The organism is Mesorhizobium loti (genome assembly GCF_013170705.1).
Lineage (GTDB): Bacteria > Pseudomonadota > Alphaproteobacteria > Rhizobiales > Rhizobiaceae > Mesorhizobium > Mesorhizobium loti_D.
Genome location: NZ_CP033334.1, coordinates 6,049,437 through 6,066,209, shown reverse-complemented (window position 1 = coordinate 6,066,209; position 16,773 = coordinate 6,049,437). Strand labels below are relative to the sequence as shown.

Genomic DNA, 16,773 nt, shown 5'->3' with positions numbered 1-16,773 from the left:
TCAGCCAGGCGGACGGTAACGCTGGTACTCGCGTCAGGCCCTTCACGCCGATGCGACGGCACAGCCACTTGCATTACTCCCCTCTGCGTCACGACATCATTAATTTGGGTTCATCGTGCTTTCACGCAATTAGTTCGGCGGCATTGGCCAAAAAAATTCACGTCTTGTGGTCGGTCACGATTGAACGCCAGCCCGTCTGTGGGATAGCTATCACCGCGTCTTGCAGGAGTTAGCGATGAAGCCGCCACCCCCGTTGAACTATATCAGATCCTTCGAGAGTTCGGCCCGGCATCTCTCCTTCACCGCCGCCGCCAACGAACTCGGATACACGCAGGCGGCGGTCAGCACGCATGTCCGCGCGCTCGAACATTACATCGGACGGCAATTGTTCATCCGCTATCCGCGCAGCCTCAAGCTCACCGAAATGGGCGAGGCCTTCCTGCCGACCTTGCGCCAGGCCCTCGATCAGATCGACCAGGCGACGGAGGCGATCGTGACCTCTTCGCGCAATCGCACCGTGGTCGTCTCCTGCCCGATGAGCCTGGCGGAGAATTGGCTGGCGGGCTGCATGGCGGCGTTTCGCAAGAAACATCCCGAGATCGAGATCGTGCTGCACGGCACGATCTGGGAGGATATCAGCGAACAGATCGCCGACATCACGATTTCAACGCGGCGTTTCGACGACCGCCCGCCTGCCGGCATCCCGCTCTGGAACGACGAACTGCTCTTGCTCTGCGCGCCTTCGCTGCTCGAAGGCGAGCATGCCGTGAAGGCGCCCGCAGATATCCTCAAGGTGGACTGGATCTTCGTGCATGGCCGCCAGGAATACTGGCAGGTTGTTGCCACCGCGCTTGGCGTCGACATGGACGACCACGACAAGGGGCTGTCGACGAACGCCTCCAACATCGCGCTCGAACTCGCCGCCATGGGCGCCGGACTGGTCGCCACCCAACGGTCGCTTGCCCATGCCTATCTGCGTCGCGGACTGCTCGTCGAACCCTTTCCGGTCCGGCCGCCAAGCCCCTGGAATTACTACCTCACCGAGAGCCAACTCTCGAAAGGAAACATCGCTCGCATCGTGCGCGAATGGATCCTGTCGCGAGCGCGCGAAGACGGCGCCTGACAGCCGTCCGCGAGCGGGCGGCAGGCCTGCGCTCAAAAATTTGACACGCCAATGGCATCGTTTTTTTAGGCCTTTAGGGCCGGGTTTTGGCGGTTCTTCACGGCTCGAGCCCTTCCGGGATTTTTGCATCGCCCCTAACATGGATGTCGCAAGGGGAATGTAACGGGCGGAAAGCCCTGAACCGGAGAACAACGATGACAATGTTCAAGAGCAACGGTGACCGCGTCCCGGCGGTCATCGAAAGCTACGCAGCCGAAGTCAAAAGCGGCCGGATGGATCGCCGCGAATTCCTGGCCATGGCAAGCGCGATGGGCGCTTCCACGGCGTTCGCCTATTCGATGGCGGGCATCGCCCCGGCCAAGGCCGCGACGATCGTGCCTGGCAAGAAGGGCGGCATCCTGAAGATGCAGATGATCATCAAGGACATGAAGGATCCGCGCTCCTGGGACTGGTCCGAGATCGCCAACGTCATGCGCCAGTGCAACGATTACATGATCCGCTACACCACCGACTTCACCTTCGAGGGACATCTGGTCGAGAGCTGGGAAGTGAGTGACGACGCCACGCAATACACGCTGCATCTGCGCAAGGGTGTGAAGTGGTCGAACGGCGACGACTTCAACGCCGACGACATCGTGCACAACATCGAACGCTGGTGCGACAAGGCGGCCGAGGGCAATTCGATGGCCGGGCGCATGAGCTCCCTGATCGATCCCGCAACCAAGAAAGCCGCGGCCGGCGCCATCACCAAGGTCGACGACCACACGGTGAAGCTGAAATGCAATCAGTCCGACGTCACCATCATTCCGGGCTTTTCCGATTATCCGGCGGTCATCGTCCATCGCGACTTCGACAAGAACGGCGCCGACATGCTCAAGACGCCCGGCACCGGTCCCTATGAGCTGATCTCGTACAAGGTCGGCGAGTCGGCCTCGGTGCGGCGGCGCAAGGACTTCACCTGGTTCGGCGGCGAGCCCTATCTCGATGGCGTCGATTGGACCGACTACGGATCGGACGCCTCCAACCCCGCCATCGGCAGCGCCTTCGAGGCCGGTGAGATAGATTGCAACTACCAGACGGTGGGCGGCACGGTCGACCTCTATGACAGCATGGGGCTGGTCAAGGAGCAGGTGGTCACCGCCGGCACCATCGTGCTGCGCACCAATGTGACCAACAAGCCGTATGACGACAAACGCGTGCGCAACGCCATCCAGCTCGCGGTCGACAATGAGACGGTGCTGAAGCTCGGCTACAGCGGCCTCGGGCAGGTCGCTGAGAACCACCATGTCTGTCCGATCCATCCGGAATATTACGCGCTGCCGAAAGTTCCGCGCGATCTCGCCAAAGCCAAGGCACTGATGGCCGAGGCCGGCCAGACGGATCACGAGTTCGAGCTGATCTCCTACGATGCGGACTTTGTGAAGGACCCGGCCGACGTCGTCGCCGCGCAGATGCGCGAGGCCGGCTTCAAGGTCAAGCGCACCATCATTCCGGGCTCGTCGTTCTGGAACGACTGGACGAAATATCCGTGGTCGACCACCGATTGGGGCATGCGGCCGCTCGGCGTCCAGGTGCTGGCGATCGCCTATCGCAGCGGTGAGGCCTGGAACGAGTCGGGCTACGCCAATCCGGAATTCGACAAGAAGCTCAGCGCGGCGCTTGCCGTGGCGGACGTCGACAAGCGCAAGGAACTGATGAAGGACGTCGAATCCATTCTGCAGGACTCCGGCATCCTCATCCAGGCGTTCTGGCGTTCGCTCTACCGGCACCACGCCACCTATGTGAAGAACCTTGGCATGCATCAGACATTCGAGCTGCAGCTGGATAAGGTCTGGCTCGACAAGGCATAGGCCGTTCAGCCACAGCAAATATCTCGGGGGCGCATGTTGCGCCCCCGAACTCGCCGGGCGACTGCGATCGACCAGTCAGCTAAGTCAAACGCCAGTCGCCGTACAAAGGGAAGAAACATGCGTACTCATGCACAAGCCGTCGTTATCGGCGGCGGTCTGATCGGCTGCTCGATCCTCTATCACCTTGCCAAGTTCGGTTGGACGGATGTCGTCCTCCTCGAGCGCAGCGAACTGACCTCCGGTTCCACCTGGCACGCGGCGGCCAACATCCACGGCCTGCATGATTCCACCAACATCAGCCGCCTCCAGCACTACACCATGGCGCTCTACAAGGAGCTGGAGGCCGAGACGGGCCAGGGGTGCGGCATCTTCCAGCCGGGCTCGCTCTATCTCGCCCAGACCGAGGCGCGCGAGCATCAGCTGAGGCTCCAGGAAGCCAAGGCGCGGCGCTACAAGATGAATTTCTACGAAGTCGCGCGTGACGAGGCGGAGCGGCTGCATCCGCTGGTCGACTTCGACGGCATACGCTGCATCATGTACGAGCCGGAAGGCGGCAATGTCGATCCGTCCGGCGTCACCGCGGCCTACGCCGCCGGCGCGCGCCAGCGCGGCGCCGAGATCCATCGCTTCACGCCGGTGACCGCGACCGAGGCGCAAGCAGACGGCAGCTGGATCGTGCGCACGCCAAAGGGCGACATCCGCACGCAGTGGGTGATCAATGCCGCCGGCCTGTGGGGCAGGGAGGTCGCCGCCATGGCTGGCCTGCAGCTGCCGCTGATCCCGACCGAGCACCAGTATTTCGTCACCGAGGCCATCCCGGAAATCGCCGCCATGGGCCGCCGCCTGCCTTCGGTCGCCGATCGCGACGGCGAGTACTATCTGCGCCAGGAAGGCCTTGGTCTGCTCATCGGCGCCTATGAGCGCAAGATGAAGTTCTGGGCCGAGGACGGCACGCCGCTGGACTTCGGCCACGAACTGTTTCCCGACGATCTGGACCGTATCGAAGAGAACATGCTGCGCGCGATCGCGCGTGTCCCGGCCGTCGGCACAGCCGGGGTCAAGAAGGTGATCAACGGGCCGATGATCTGGTCGCCGGACAGCGCGGTGCTGTTCGGGCCGGTGCCCGAACTCAGCAACTATTTCTGCTGCAACGGCATCATTCCCGGCTTCTCGCAGTCGGGTGGCATGGGCAAGCTGGCAGCCGAGTGGATGATCGAGGGTGAGCCCTCGCTCGACATGTTCGCCTGGGACATGGCGCGCTTCGGCCACTGGGCCGGCAAGGCCTTCACCAAGGCCCGCGTCCAGGATCAGTACAGCCATCGCTTCAAGATCCATTTCCCCAACGAGGAACGCGCCGCCGGGCGACCGGTGCGGACCAGGCCCGTCTACGACATGCAAAAGGGAATGAACGCCGTCTTCGGCCTCAATTTTGGCTGGGAGCACCCGCTGTGGTTCGCCGCCGAGGGCGAGCCGCACGAGGAGACGATCGGCTTCACGCGCCAGAACTGGTGGGAACCGGTGGGCCGCGAGGCGCGCATGCTGCGCGAACGCGCCGGCATCATCGACATCTCCAATTTCGCCAAATACGAGGTCAAGGGCATCGGTGCCGAGGCCTGGCTCAATGCGCTGTTCGCCAACCGCATGCCGGCAAAAGTTGGCCGCTCCTGCCTCACGCCGCTGATCGGCAAGCGCGGTGGCATCGCCGGCGACTTCACCGTGACCAGGCTCGCCGCCGACGAATTCATGGTCATTGGCTCCGGCATGGCCGAACGCTTCCACCAAAGGTTCTTCAAGGCCGTCCCCTTGCCCGAGGGCACGACTTTCCGCTCGCGCACCGAGGAGCTCTGCGGCTTCAACGTGGCGGGACCGAGTTCGCGCGACCTGCTGCAGCGCCTGACCAATGAGGATCTGTCGAACGAGGCATTCCCCTTCATGCAGTCACGCCGGATCACCGTCGCCGGCATCGATGTGGTGGCGCTCAGGGTGTCCTTCACCGGTGACCTTGGCTGGGAACTGCATTGCAAGTCCGCCGACCAGGTCGAACTCTACGACGCGCTGCTCAAGGCCGGCAATGAAGTCGGCGCCGGACCGGTCGGATCGCGTGCGCTGATGTCGCTGCGCGTTGAAAAGGGCTATGGCAGCTGGAGTCGCGAATATTCGCCCGAATATTGGCCGCAGGAGGTCAAGTTCGATGGCCTTGTCAAAATGGACAAGGGCGCGTTCCTCAACCGCGATGCCTATGCCGCCATCGCCGGCAAGCCGGCGCGCGATGAACTCATCATGCTGTCGATCGATGCCAGGGATGCCGACGCAACCGGCGGCGAACCGATCTTCCTCACCGATGGCACGCCGATCGGACAGGTGTCTTCGGGCGCCTATGGCTATTTCGTCGAGAAGTCCCTGGCGCTCGGCTATGTCAAGGCCGGCTCGGCCAAGGCCGGAGACAAGGTCTCGGTCGCCATACTCGGAAGGCCGCATGAGGCGATCCTGCTGCCGCATCCGCCCTTCGACCCCGAAGGCAAGCGTTTGCGCTCATAGAGCCCGGCCATCCATCCATTCGACGAACCGACGCAAACCGTGACCGGCCGGAAACGCCGGCAAAGCTGAACGAGGAAGATTTCGACCATCTGAAAACAAAGGGGAATCGCATGATCAAATGGCATCTGCTGGGCACCATGCTTGCCCTGGCCCTCACATCCTCCGCGCATGCGGGAGACGTCAAGGTCATCAATGAAGACGCGTGGTTCGCCGAAGGTCCGATCTGGTATCAGGACAAGCTCTTCTACGTCGAATACGGCCGCGGCACGGTGACCGTTTGGGACGGCAAGAAGAACGAGATCTTCTGGAAGATGGACGGTTGTGGCCCTTCAGCGGTGTTGCCGACGACCTCTGGCGAGTTTCTTGTCACCTGCTACGACAGCAACTCGATCGGCCGCATCTCCGCCGACGGCAAGACGCTGCCGGCCTATGACAAGGATACGGACGGCAGGCCGTTCAGCGGACCGAATGACTTCGCGCCAGACAAGGATGGCGGCATCTACTTCACCGGGTCCGGCAAGGGCGGACCGCTGATCGACGCCTCTGCCTACTACATCGGCAAGGATGGCAGCGTGAAGAAGGTTGCCGGCGACCTGCACAATGCCAATGGCCTGGTCATGTCGAACGATGGAAAAATCCTCTATCTGGTCGAGACCGAGGATAACAGGATCATAGAGTTCGACGTCCAGGCCGACCACGGCCTGAGCAACCGTCGCGTCTTCCTGCGCCTCGATGATCTGTTCCCGAGCCAGCCGCATATCTGGCCTGACGGCATCAAGATGGACAAGGCTGGCGAGATGTATATCGGCCAGAGCCCACGCTCGCTCGACGCGCCAGGCAAGATCATCGTCGTCGACAAGGACGCGAAGCTGTTGCGCACGCTTTCGGTTCCGTCGCCATCCATGCCGAACTTCGCCTTCGGACCCGACGAGAAAGAACTCTACGTGATGGCGCTAGACCAGATCGATGCAGCACCCTGGCATGGCAAGGTCTATGAGGTTCCCAATAAGTAGGGTGGTGGCCGGCTGCCAGAGCAATTGCAGGAAAAGTGCGAAGCGGTCTTCCGTCCGGAATTGCGTCAAAACAATGCCGCCGAATGCTTTCTCAGCCGAACCGATCCAGCCAATGTTGGGCAAGGTCGGAGCGGCGGCAGATCCATATGTCGGGATTGGCCTTGATCTTGTCGAGGAAGCGGGCGAGCCCGATCATGCGGCCCGGCCGGGCCGCCAGCCGGCAGTGCAGCGAAACCGTCATCATGCGCGGCGTCTTTTCGCCTTCGGCCAGCAGCCAGTCCACGCCATCGCTGACATACTCGAAGAACTGGCTGCCGGTCTCCAGGCCGGAGCCGCGCGAGAACCGGCTGTCATTGTTGTCGAAGCTGTGCGGGACGACCAGATGCCGCTTGGCGTCGACGTCGACAAAATAGGGCAGGTCGTCATTGTAGTCATCGCAGTCGAACAGGAAGCCGCCATGCTCCGCCACCAGCCGCCGGGTGTTGAGACTGGGCCGGCCGGTGTACCAGCCGAGCGGGCGAATGCCGGTGATCCGCTGGACGGTGTCCACCGTCATCGCGATGTGATTGCGCTCCTCTTCCTCGCTCAGCGGGGCGTAGTCGATCCAGCGCCAGCCATGGCAGACGATGTCGCTGCCGAGTGCCGCGATCGCCTTGCCGGCCGCTGGATTGAGCTCGAGCGCTCGCCCGACGACGTAGAAGGTCGGGATAATGTTCTTTTCCCGGAAAAGCGAGGCCAGCCGCCACACGCCGACGCGTGAGCCGTATTCGTAGAGCGATTCCATGTTGCGGTTGCGCAGACCCGGCGCCGCCGGGGACACCGCGAGGTCCGACAGGATCGCCTCGGAGACGCCGTCGCCCTCGCCGATGCTGTATTCGGCGCCTTCCTCATAATTGACGACGATGTTGAGGGCCAGCTTGGCCCCGCCAGGCCACTGCGCGGCAGGCGGCTTTTCGCCATAGCCGATGAAGTCTCGGACGGGCAGGTACGGCATTTCTCAAATCTCCCAGGATGCAGGTCGCAGAACATGCGGTCGCCGGATCTAGTCGCCGCGCATGTCGATCAGTATGCGCAGCGCCCGATCCATCATCTCTTGCGGGCCGACCGTCGCTCGCAAACAGTCGGTGAGGCCGTAGCCGCCCAGGCTCCGCACGATGATACCGGCGCCGCGCAAGGTTTTCTCGACGGCCTCCGCGGCAGCTGCGCCGGCGAAGCGGATCAGCACGAAATTCGCCCGGCTTTCGGGAACATGGTATCCGGCAGACCTCAGATCCTGCGCAAACCGGTCGCGAATTCCGGCCGTGCGGGCCACCGTTTCGCGCATGTAGGCCTGATCCTCCAAAGCCGCGACGGCCATGGCGAGGCTGGGCGTCGTGACCTGGTTCGAATTCTGTATCTTGCGCACTTGCGCCGCGACCGAAGGCGCAAACAGGCCCCAGCCGACGCGTGCCCCGGCCAGACCATAAGCCTTCGAGAGGGTGCGCAGCACGACGGTATCGCCGCGCGCGACAAGCGCAAGGATCTGCCCGGGGTCTTGGTCGTCGAATTCGCCATAGGCCTGATCGATCATCAGGAGCACGTCCGGCCGCAACGCCGCGCGTAGCCGCAGCAGTTCGCTGTTGCGGATACGGGTGCCGGTCGGATTGCCCGGATTGCAGACGAAAACGATACGCGTTGCGGGCGTGACGGCAGCCAGGATGCTGTCGATCGAAACGATGAAATCGTACTCTGCTGCCTTGACGTAGGCCGCACCGACACGCGCGGCGGCGGATGCGGCGAAATTATAGGCATAGGAGGTGCCCAGCACCTCCGCGCCTGGGCCCGCAAACGCCGCGATGGTGCAATTGATCAGGTCCATTGAACCGGCGCCGCACAGGATCATGTCGCGCTCGACACCATAGGCTTGCGCGATCGCCCCGCGCAGTGCCGTCCAGTCCGGATCGGGATAGAGATGGCTGCGGGCAATCGCGTCCTGGCCAGCGGCAATGGCCATGGGGCTGGGCGGAAAAGCGCTTTCATTCTGAGCAAGGGTTGGCCCGTCATAGCCGCCGAAATTCGCAAGCGCGAAGGCGGACATGGCCTCGATATGAGCTACTGCTTTCAGCGGCACGCTGCATCCATCGGGATTTGGATGTCGACCATCTCGCGCACCACCTTTGTTGGACCGGCTCGTGCGCAGGCTACAATCCGCCAGCTTGTTCACAAGCAAAAACTTACCGCGCAATGGCTGCGAAATTCTGGCCCTTGTTTTGCGATGCGCTTGTCATCCGTAGCGCAGCAGGCCGTTGTGCACGGGCCACAGCACGGTGGGGATATCGCCGTCAATGCCATCCGGCGCATAAGTGTCGGCCGATGTGCCCGCTCCATCCATCGTCAGCGTTGTTACGCGCATCACGTCGGACGACCCGGACCTGCACTGGGTGACCCTCAATGGTTTGGCCCTTATGGGGATGATTTTCGGCAGCCGCCTCGCCTGGGAACCATGGTCCAATCCATCAGGGTTGCCGCGATCCCGGCCCATGCCGTAGACAGGCGGCCGTGAAGGACGTTTGGCGGAGAAGAAACACATGTCGGACCGGATGAAGACCATCTCCTCGGCCAAGTCGCATGGCGGCGTGCAGGGCGTCTATTCCCACGCTTCGGATGTCTGCTCCTGCGACATGATTTTCGCCGTCTTCGTGCCGCCGCAGGCTCGCGAAAAACCTTGTCCTGTCGTGTGGTACCTCTCCGGCCTCACCTGCACCCACGCCAACGTCATGGACAAGGGTGAGTACAGGCGGATGGCCGCCGAGCTTGGCCTGATCGTCGTCTGTCCCGACACCAGCCCTCGCGGCGCCGGCATCCCCGACGAGAAGGACAATTGGCAGTTCGGCGGCGGTGCCGGCTTCTACCTCGATGCGACGCAAGAGCCCTACGCCAGGAACTACCGCATGTATTCCTATGTCACCGAGGAATTGCCGGCGTTGATCGCGCGGGAATTTCCGGCTGACATGACGCGCCAGGCGATCTTCGGCCACTCGATGGGCGGGCATGGCGCGCTGACGATCGCGCTCAAGAATCCCGGACGTTTCAAAAGCTGCTCGGCCTTCGCGCCGATCGTGCAGCCGAGCACCGCCGGCTGGTCGCGGCCGGCTTTCGAAAAGTATCTCGGCGCGGACGAGACATCATGGCGGCCTTACGACACCACCTTGCTCATCGAGGATGGCCACCGTTTCCCGGAGTTTTTCGTCGACCAGGGGACATCTGACGGATTTCTCAATGACGGGCTGAAGCCCTGGCTTCTGGAGGCTGCCTGCGCCAAGGCCGGCATTGCGCTGACCCTGCGCATGCAGGATGGCTATGACCATTCGTATTTCTTCATTTCGACATTCATGGACGACCATCTGAGATGGCATGCCCAGAGATTGTCTGACCTGAAAGCATAGTTTTTCTCGCGACCCGTAAGCCGCCAGGCCATGCGGGCTCCGCGTCAGATGCCGAACCGATCCTTCAGCCGCCCGGAAAGGATCGCGGCCTTCACCCCGAGCGGCCAGAACCGGTGAAACCGGATTGGCTGGAGCGGCGATATCGGCATGGGAAACGGCGGCGTCTCTTTGCCTCGCAGGCGCTGCGCCAGGGCAGCGCCCATTGCCGATGCCATGGCGACGCCACGGCCATTGTAGCCAAGGCAGATCAGGACGCCGTCTTCCGGCTCGTGAATGTGCAGAAGATGGTCATTGGTGATCGCGACCCGGCCGTTCCAGCCATGTGTCCAGCGAACCCCTGCAAGCGCTGGCCAAAGTCGCAGTGCATAGTCGGTGAGGTAGCGGATGGCGGAAGCATCTCCGATGGGCCTCATCGGTCCCCGGCCGCCCATGAGAAGACGGTTCTGGGCGTCGATGCGGTAGTACACGGTGATGTTGCCGGCCTCGTAGACGACAGGCCTGTCGGGAAGAATCCGGGTCGCGACCGCCGGTGAAAGCGGTTCGGTCGCCGCGATCGCGCTGAACACCGGAACCAGGGACTGCCGCAGGTCCGGCCACAGGCTTCCGGTATAGCCATTGGTCGCGACAAGCACCTTCTCGGCGCTGACTGAGCCGTTCGCGGTTTTGAGGACCCATCGCCCGGCCTCCCTCTTCAGCGAGAGGACTTCGCTGCCGCCGAATATCCGCGCGCCGGCGTCCCGCGCGGCGGCTGCCAGGCCAAGGCTGTATTTCAGGGGATGGAGGTCGCCGCCGCGGGCGTCGAACATGCCGGCTATGTATCTGTCGGTTCCGGTGCGCGCCGCCATCGCCTGTGCGTCCAGCATTTCGACCGGCATTCCCCGTCGTATGCATTGCGCGGCCGTGGTCTGTGCGGCGGCTTCCGGCTTCGGCCGGATGGCCGCGCGTATGGTGCCGTTCTGTCGCGCCTCGCAGGCGATCGACAGGCGCCTGATAAGATCGAAGGTGAAGTCCGGCGCGCCATAGGAGAAATCGACCATCCGAGGCCCAAGCTCAGGGCCGAACATCGCCTCGATCGTGTCGGGATCGTATTTGAGGCCGGGATTGACCTGGCCGCCATTCCTGCCCGACGCGCCCCAGCCCGGCTGTCGGGCCTCGATCACGGCAACGTCGTCGCCGGCTTCCGCCAGATGCAGGGCAGTCGAAAGGCCGGTGAAACCTCCGCCGACAATCGCGACCCTCGCCCGCTGCGCGCCGGCGAGGGCAGGGTAGTCGCCGGTGCCGCCGGCCGTTTCGCGGTAGAGGCTCTTCGGTGGGTTGCTCTCAAGCATGCTCGGCATCGTCAGGGTGACCGGGGAGGAAAACAGGCCCGGGAGGCTGGATGAAGCCGTCGGGCGAAAGGGGATGCGCCACCTGCGAAAAACTCCATATGGCAACGGCAGACCGTCGGCCATCGTGCCCGGTGTGCGCCAGGCAATTCAGCATGGCTTTCGGGAAATCACAACAGCTGCGACAGCGCCGCCATGAAGTGGTCATTCTCCGCTGGCGAGCCGATGCTGACACGCACGTAGCTGTCAAAACCTTCCTGCTTCCACGGCTTGACGATGACACCTTCGCGAAGCAGGCCCTCGGCGAAGGCGGAGGCATCTTGCCCGCAGTCGAAGAACAGGAAATTGCCTCGGGAACGGGCGACTTCGAGGCCCTTGCTCACCAGGAAATCTTCGAGACGGGCTCTCTCCGTCCTGGCCAGCGCGACGACCTTGGTGAGGTGTCCCTCATCCGCGAGCGCTGCCAGCGCGGCCGCTTGCGCAACGCCATTGGCGTTGAACGGTGTGCGCACCCTGTCGAGCAGCGCACGCAATTCCGGATCGCCGACGATGCCGAAGCCGATCCGCAATCCGGCCAGGCCGAACGCCTTTGAAAATGTCCGCAGCACGATCCAGGGCGGATCGCGTTTGCAGAGGTAAGGCATTGACGAGGCGTAGTCCTCGCCTAGCGCATATTCGGCATAGGCTTCGTCGATGACAACAAGCGTCTCGTCACCGACAGCATCCAGCACCTTCGACAGATCGCTGCCGGAGAGCCAACTGCCGACGGGGTTCATAGGGTTCGAGAACATCAGCAAGCGCGGCCTTTCGCGCACCGCCTCGATCAGGGCGTCGACATTGATCGTGAGATCGTCGTTGACGGCCACACGGTGGATGGTCGCGCCCATCAGCGTCGCATAGTCCTCGTGCAGCGGGAACGACGGATAGAGCGTGACGACGGCGTCGCCGGGCCGCAGCACGGCACGGCTGATGACGGAGAGAAGGTCCTCCGAGCCATTGCCGAGGATGATCTGGTCCTCGCCGAATTCATATTTGGCTGCGATGGCCTGGCGCAGCTTGCGCCCGGCCGGATCCGGATAGAGCCGGAACATCTCGGGGCCGGCCTGCATCATCGTGGCGAGCGTCGGGCTCGGGCCAAGCGGGTTTTCGTTCGAGCCCAGCTTGGCGATCCTGGCCGGAGCATATCGCTGCATGACCTCGCCGATGGTCAGTCCGGAATTGTAAGGCGACAGGCGTGTGACTTCGGTTCGGACCATGTCTGAAGCTTTCGACACGAGCGGGCTCCTCTGTGGTCGGTCGACAGACACCTGTCCGTCGATCGGGTTCTCAAACATTGGTTTCGCTGCATCGCCCCGCGCGCGCCTGGTCGTCGGCGGCGGCTGGTGCAGCGAATTTTGCCAGGAGTAGCGTAGCCGAAATGGTTTGTATATGCTTGTATATGTAACTTGATCTGATAGTCTCGCTATGGAAGCGCAAGCCGACACCGGCAAGGAGGATCACATGCGCAATGCTTCTCTGTTCGATCTCGCCGGCAGGAAGGCGTTGGTCACCGGCGCCAGCCGAGGTATTGGCCGCGGCATCGCCGAGGCATTGAGCGCTGCCGGCGCCGACGTCGCGGTCACCGCGCGCAGCCTGGCCTCCCTCGGGGAAACGACAGCGGCGATCCGCGCGGCCGGCGGGGTGGCGCATGCCGTCGCCCTCGACGTCACCGATGTCGGCCGCTGCCATGCGGCCATCGCCGAGGCTGCCGGCCTGCTTGGCGGTCTCGACATCCTCGTCAACAATGCGGGGATGGAAGAGGTCCGGCCCTCGCTCGACGTCGACGAGGCGCTCTGGGACCGGATCGTCGACACCAATCTCAAGGGGGCGTTCTTCTGCGCGCAGGCCGCGGCGCGACAGATGCGCGACGCCGGGCGTGGCGGCGCCATCATCAATCTCTGCTCGCTGACCTCGGAAGTCGGCATTCCCACCGCGGTGCCCTATGGCTCGTCGAAGTCAGGCCTGCTCGGCATGACGCGAGCGCTTGCCGCGGAGTGGGCCGATCTCGGCATCCGGGTCAACGCCATCGCCCCGGGCTATTTCCGGACGGCCATGACCGATGTGTTCTACAACAACGAGGCATGGCAGCAGTCCATGCTGGCCAAGATCCCGCAGCATCGCTTCGGTGATCTCGGCGATCTGCACGGCGTTGCCGTGTTCCTTGCCTCGGACGCCGCGGCCTACATAACCGGCCAGTCCATTCCGGTGGATGGCGGTTTCCTGGCATCGATCTGAGGCGGCTCGCCGCTGGTTCGAAATCAACGTCTCCCGCAACGTAACCTGCCGGCACGTTGCGCTTCAACAAAGAGGAATACCCATGTCCGACATCAGCTTCCACGATCTGTCATCGCTCGATGCCAGCCAGCGGGCCGGCCTGCTGAAACGCGCCGAGGCCGATCTGTCGGCCTTCGTCGAAAAGGTCCGCCCGATCATCCAGGCCGTCAAGGACGAGGGTGACGCCGCGCTGATCCGCTTCGCCAGGGAACTCGACAAGGCCAATGTCACGGAGGGCGGACTGAAGGTGTCGGAAGCCGAGTTCGACGCGGCCTTCGACAAGGTCGAAAAGGACGTCGTGGAAAGCATCGGCTTCGGCATCGACAACATCAGGCATTTCCATGAGGAGCAGAAGCCGGAGACGATGTGGCTCAAGGAAGTCCGGCCGGGCGCCTATGCCGGCGACCGATACACGCCGATCGCCTCGGTCGCGCTCTACGTGCCACGCGGCAAGGGTGCCTTTCCGTCGGTGACGATGATGACGTCGGTCCCGGCGGTCATTGCCGGCGTGCCGCAGATCGCCATCGTGACGCCGCCGACATCGGACGGTTCGGTGGATGCGGCGACCCTTGTCGCCGCTCGCCTCGCCGGCGTTCACACCGTTTACAAATGCGGCGGCGCCCAGGCTGTCGCCGCCGTCGCCTACGGCACCGAGACGGTGAAGCCCGCGCTCAAGATCGTCGGTCCCGGCAGCCCGTGGGTAGTGGCGGCGAAAAGCGTGCTGTCGTCGATCATCGACACCGGTCTTCCGGCTGGTCCGTCGGAAGCCATCATCTTTGCCGATGACAGTATCGACGGCGGCCTGGCCGCGCTTGACCTCTTGATCGAAGCCGAGCACGGGCCGGATTCCTCGGCCTATCTGGTGACGCACAGCCGCAAGGTTGCCGAGGCGGCACTTGCCGCACTCCCGGAACACTGGTCGCGGATGACGGAGCAGCGCGTGGAATTCTCACGCGCGGTGCTGACGGGAAAGCGCGGCGGCATCGTGCTGACCGCATCGCTGGAAGACAGCTATCGCTTCATCAACGACTATGCGCCCGAACACCTGGAAATCCTGTCGAAGGAGCCGTTCGCGCATCTCGGACACATCACCGAGGCCGCCGAAATCCTCATGGGTCCGCACACGCCGGTGACGCTTGCCAACTTCGTCCTTGGGCCGAACGCGGTGCTGCCGACCAGCCGCTGGGCGCGAACCTATGGACCGCTTTCGGTGACGGATTTCGTCAAGCGCTCGTCGGTCGGCTATGTCACCTCGGCCGCCTACCCGGAACTGGCGAAACATGCCCGCAGGCTCGCCCGCTACGAGGGCTTCAGTTCGCATGAAAACGCGGTCTCGGAGATCCGCGACCGCTATCTCGCCGGCTGAACGGAGACGATCGCGATGAAGGCGGCACGGCTTTATGGACCCGGCGATCTGCGCGTGGAGGATATCGCCGCACCGGGTATTCCGGATGCGGGCTGGGTAAAGCTCAGCATCGATGCCGCCGGCATCTGCGGGTCGGACCTGCACAATTTCCGCACCGGCCAATGGATAAGCCGCTCGCCTTCGACGGCCGGCCATGAGCTGACCGGCACGGTGATTGCCGTGGGCGAGGGCGTCGACACCGTCGCCGTCGGCGACAGGGTGGTTGCCGATTCCCGGTTCTGGTGCGGAGACTGCGCGCAGTGCCGTGCCGGCAGGCGCCATCTCTGTGCTTCGCTGGGCTTCATCGGCGAAGTCTGCGACGGCGGCTTTGCCGAGCAAGCCGTGCTGCCCGCACGCCTGCTGCATGTTGTCGATGCCGCGCTTGACGAGCGGGTCGCAGCAATGGCCGAGCCGCTTGCGGTGGCGCTTCACGCGGTGCGGCGCCTGCCGAAGACGGCAGGCTCGGTGCTGGTCGTTGGCTGCGGGCCGATCGGCGGTCTTGCCGCGCTGCTGCTGTCCCGGAGCTTTGCCGGCACGGTGCTTGTCGCCGACCGCAACCAGGCGCGCCGTGCCCGCGTGGCGAAGGTGACCGGAGCAACAAGCGTCGACCTCAACCGTGAGGCGATTGCCGCCGCGACGGCCAATGCGCCGCTGCTGGCGGCCGTCGAGGCGACCGGCAGCATCGCCGCATTCACTCAGTTGCTCGGCGTTCTCGATTCCGGCAGCGCGGTGGCGATGGTCGGCATTTTCCATGGTCGTCTCGACATCGACCCAAATCTCCTGGTCGAACGCGAGATCGCATTGTTGGGATGCCATGCCTTCGCCGACGAGCTGCCCGACGCCGTTGGGATGCTCCGTGAACTCAGCGAACCGTTGCTCGCCCTGATCGATCGCGAGATCGGTCTCGACGACATTCCGGCCGCCTATGAGCGGCTGTTGGCGGGGGAGAGCGATGGCTTGAAAACAATCATCCGCATGCGGCAACCTGTTGAGCCGGCGTGATTTCCGATAAATTGCCGGAAAGGACTTTGAAATGATCGATTTGCCCGATACGGCGAGCCCTCTTTACGAGAAGGTGAAGGACTACATCCTGGCCAACATCGGAACGGGCCGGTGGGGCAAGGATCGCAAGCTGCCGTCCGAGAACGAGCTGGTGGTTTCGCTTGGTGTCTCGCGCATGACGGTCCACCGCGCCTTGCGGGAACTGACCGCGGCGGGGTTCCTGATCCGGCTGCAAGGTGTGGGCACCTTCATCGCGCCGCCCCGGCCGCAATCGACGCTGATCGAGATCAACAACATCGCGGCCGAAATCGTCGAGCGCGGCAACAGGCATCGCTCCGAAGTCCTGGTGCTCGAAACCATCATGCCGACCAAGGAGCTCGCTCTGTCCTTCGAGTTTCCAAAGCGGGTTTCGATCTATCACTCCGTCGTCGTCAATTTCGAGAACGATTTGCCGGTGCAACTGGAAGAGCGCTTCGTCAATCCGAGCCTGATCCCCGACTACGACAAGCAGGATTTTTCAAAGACCGCGACCTACGACTACCTCATGCAGAAGACTCCGGTGACCGAGGTCGAGCATATCATCTCGGCGATTCCCGCCGATGCCGAGACCGCGCGGCATCTGAACATCGATGTCGGCAGCTGCTGCCTGTTCCTGCATCGCCGCACATGGACGGGCGCCGTCGTGGCGACGATCAGCAAGCTGACTTATGCCGGCAGCCGCTATTCGCTCGGCAGCCGGTATTCACCCTCCAGGACCCACTGACTTCGAAAGCGGATGC

At 63.3% G+C, this 16,773-nt stretch carries 14 protein-coding genes; 9 read left to right on the top strand and 5 right to left on the bottom strand.

Translation table 11 applies throughout. The features are described 5' to 3' along the window. Positions 1–235 precede the first annotated feature (235 nt). From EB815_RS29735 to EB815_RS29720, 4 genes are all read left to right on the top strand, one after another. Positions 236–1,123 (top strand): LysR substrate-binding domain-containing protein, encoded by an 888-nt coding sequence (locus EB815_RS29735; RefSeq protein ID WP_056564877.1) that lies wholly within the window; start codon positions 236–238, stop codon positions 1,121–1,123. A 194-nt stretch (positions 1,124–1,317) separates the two neighbouring features. Next, the gene (locus tag EB815_RS29730; RefSeq protein WP_056564874.1) at positions 1,318–2,973 is read left to right on the top strand and encodes an ABC transporter substrate-binding protein; all 1,656 of its coding nucleotides are present in this window, start codon (positions 1,318–1,320) and stop codon (positions 2,971–2,973) included. A 117-nt stretch (positions 2,974–3,090) separates the two neighbouring features. After that, complete coding sequence (locus tag EB815_RS29725) at positions 3,091–5,511, top strand: GcvT family protein (protein WP_056564871.1); 2,421 nt, start codon at positions 3,091–3,093, stop codon at positions 5,509–5,511. A 110-nt stretch (positions 5,512–5,621) separates the two neighbouring features. Then, positions 5,622–6,524 carry an SMP-30/gluconolactonase/LRE family protein gene (locus EB815_RS29720; RefSeq protein WP_056564868.1) on the top strand — a complete coding sequence of 301 codons (903 nt, stop codon included), beginning with the start codon at positions 5,622–5,624 and terminating at the stop codon, positions 6,522–6,524. Positions 6,525–6,615: 91 nt separating this feature from the next. On the opposite strand, the gene EB815_RS29715 is transcribed toward EB815_RS29720, so the two are convergent. Genes EB815_RS29715 through EB815_RS34025 form a run of 3 tightly spaced genes read right to left on the bottom strand, consistent with a single transcriptional unit; the run spans position 6,616 to position 8,919 of the window. Further along, positions 6,616–7,518, bottom strand: a complete 903-nt coding sequence (locus tag EB815_RS29715) for an allantoinase PuuE (RefSeq protein ID WP_056564865.1) — start codon at positions 7,516–7,518, stop codon at positions 6,616–6,618. 48 nt (positions 7,519–7,566) lie between these two features. Then, positions 7,567–8,727 carry a pyridoxal phosphate-dependent aminotransferase gene (locus EB815_RS29710; protein WP_246740206.1) on the bottom strand — a complete coding sequence of 387 codons (1,161 nt, stop codon included), beginning with the start codon at positions 8,725–8,727 and terminating at the stop codon, positions 7,567–7,569. Positions 8,728–8,787: 60 nt separating this feature from the next. Next, positions 8,788–8,919 (bottom strand): hypothetical protein, encoded by a 132-nt coding sequence (locus tag EB815_RS34025; RefSeq protein WP_274534538.1) that lies wholly within the window; start codon positions 8,917–8,919, stop codon positions 8,788–8,790. Between the two features lie 172 nt (positions 8,920–9,091). On the opposite strand from EB815_RS34025, the gene fghA reads away from it, so the two are divergent. Then, on the top strand, positions 9,092–9,949 hold the full coding sequence (gene fghA / locus EB815_RS29700; RefSeq protein ID WP_056564859.1) for an S-formylglutathione hydrolase: 858 nt from the start codon (positions 9,092–9,094) through the stop codon (positions 9,947–9,949). Positions 9,950–9,993: 44 nt separating this feature from the next. Here the strand turns inward: fghA and EB815_RS29695 are convergent, their stop codons facing one another. Both EB815_RS29695 and EB815_RS29690 read right to left on the bottom strand, forming a co-directional pair. Continuing rightward, on the bottom strand, positions 9,994–11,277 hold the full coding sequence (locus tag EB815_RS29695) for an NAD(P)/FAD-dependent oxidoreductase (RefSeq protein ID WP_056565749.1): 1,284 nt from the start codon (positions 11,275–11,277) through the stop codon (positions 9,994–9,996). Positions 11,278–11,444: 167 nt separating this feature from the next. Next, entirely contained in the window at positions 11,445–12,548 is a 1,104-nt protein-coding gene (locus tag EB815_RS29690) for a histidinol-phosphate transaminase (RefSeq protein WP_065005106.1), read from the bottom strand. A gap of 226 nt (positions 12,549–12,774) precedes the next feature. Between EB815_RS29690 and EB815_RS29685 the strand changes: the two genes are divergently transcribed. From EB815_RS29685 to hutC, 4 genes are all read left to right on the top strand, one after another. Next, positions 12,775–13,548 (top strand): SDR family NAD(P)-dependent oxidoreductase, encoded by a 774-nt coding sequence (locus EB815_RS29685; protein ID WP_056565743.1) that lies wholly within the window; start codon positions 12,775–12,777, stop codon positions 13,546–13,548. Positions 13,549–13,630: 82 nt separating this feature from the next. Beyond that, a complete protein-coding gene (gene hisD / locus EB815_RS29680; RefSeq protein WP_056564856.1) occupies positions 13,631–14,953 on the top strand; it encodes a histidinol dehydrogenase in 1,323 nt (440 codons plus the stop codon). Between the two features lie 15 nt (positions 14,954–14,968). Then, positions 14,969–15,994 (top strand): zinc-dependent alcohol dehydrogenase, encoded by a 1,026-nt coding sequence (locus EB815_RS29675; protein ID WP_056564853.1) that lies wholly within the window; start codon positions 14,969–14,971, stop codon positions 15,992–15,994. 31 nt (positions 15,995–16,025) lie between these two features. Further along, positions 16,026–16,757, top strand: a complete 732-nt coding sequence (gene hutC, locus EB815_RS29670; RefSeq protein WP_056564850.1) for a histidine utilization repressor — start codon at positions 16,026–16,028, stop codon at positions 16,755–16,757. The last annotated feature ends 16 nt before the right edge of the window (positions 16,758–16,773 follow it).

Bases quoted from the DNA above. Each gene is read 5' to 3' on its own strand.
- EB815_RS29735 (WP_056564877.1), top strand. From the start codon at position 236: ATGAAGCCGCCACCCCCGTTGAACTATATCAGATCCTTCGAGAGTTCG.
- EB815_RS29730 (WP_056564874.1), top strand. From the start codon at position 1,318: ATGACAATGTTCAAGAGCAACGGTGACCGCGTCCCGGCGGTCATCGAA.
- EB815_RS29725 (WP_056564871.1), top strand. From the start codon at position 3,091: ATGCGTACTCATGCACAAGCCGTCGTTATCGGCGGCGGTCTGATCGGC.
- EB815_RS29720 (WP_056564868.1), top strand. From the start codon at position 5,622: ATGATCAAATGGCATCTGCTGGGCACCATGCTTGCCCTGGCCCTCACA.
- EB815_RS29715 (WP_056564865.1), bottom strand. From the start codon at position 7,518: ATGCCGTACCTGCCCGTCCGAGACTTCATCGGCTATGGCGAAAAGCCG.
- fghA (WP_056564859.1), top strand. From the start codon at position 9,092: ATGTCGGACCGGATGAAGACCATCTCCTCGGCCAAGTCGCATGGCGGC.
- EB815_RS29695 (WP_056565749.1), bottom strand. From the start codon at position 11,277: ATGCTTGAGAGCAACCCACCGAAGAGCCTCTACCGCGAAACGGCCGGC.
- EB815_RS29685 (WP_056565743.1), top strand. From the start codon at position 12,775: ATGCGCAATGCTTCTCTGTTCGATCTCGCCGGCAGGAAGGCGTTGGTC.
- hisD (WP_056564856.1), top strand. From the start codon at position 13,631: ATGTCCGACATCAGCTTCCACGATCTGTCATCGCTCGATGCCAGCCAG.
- EB815_RS29675 (WP_056564853.1), top strand. From the start codon at position 14,969: ATGAAGGCGGCACGGCTTTATGGACCCGGCGATCTGCGCGTGGAGGAT.
- hutC (WP_056564850.1), top strand. From the start codon at position 16,026: ATGATCGATTTGCCCGATACGGCGAGCCCTCTTTACGAGAAGGTGAAG.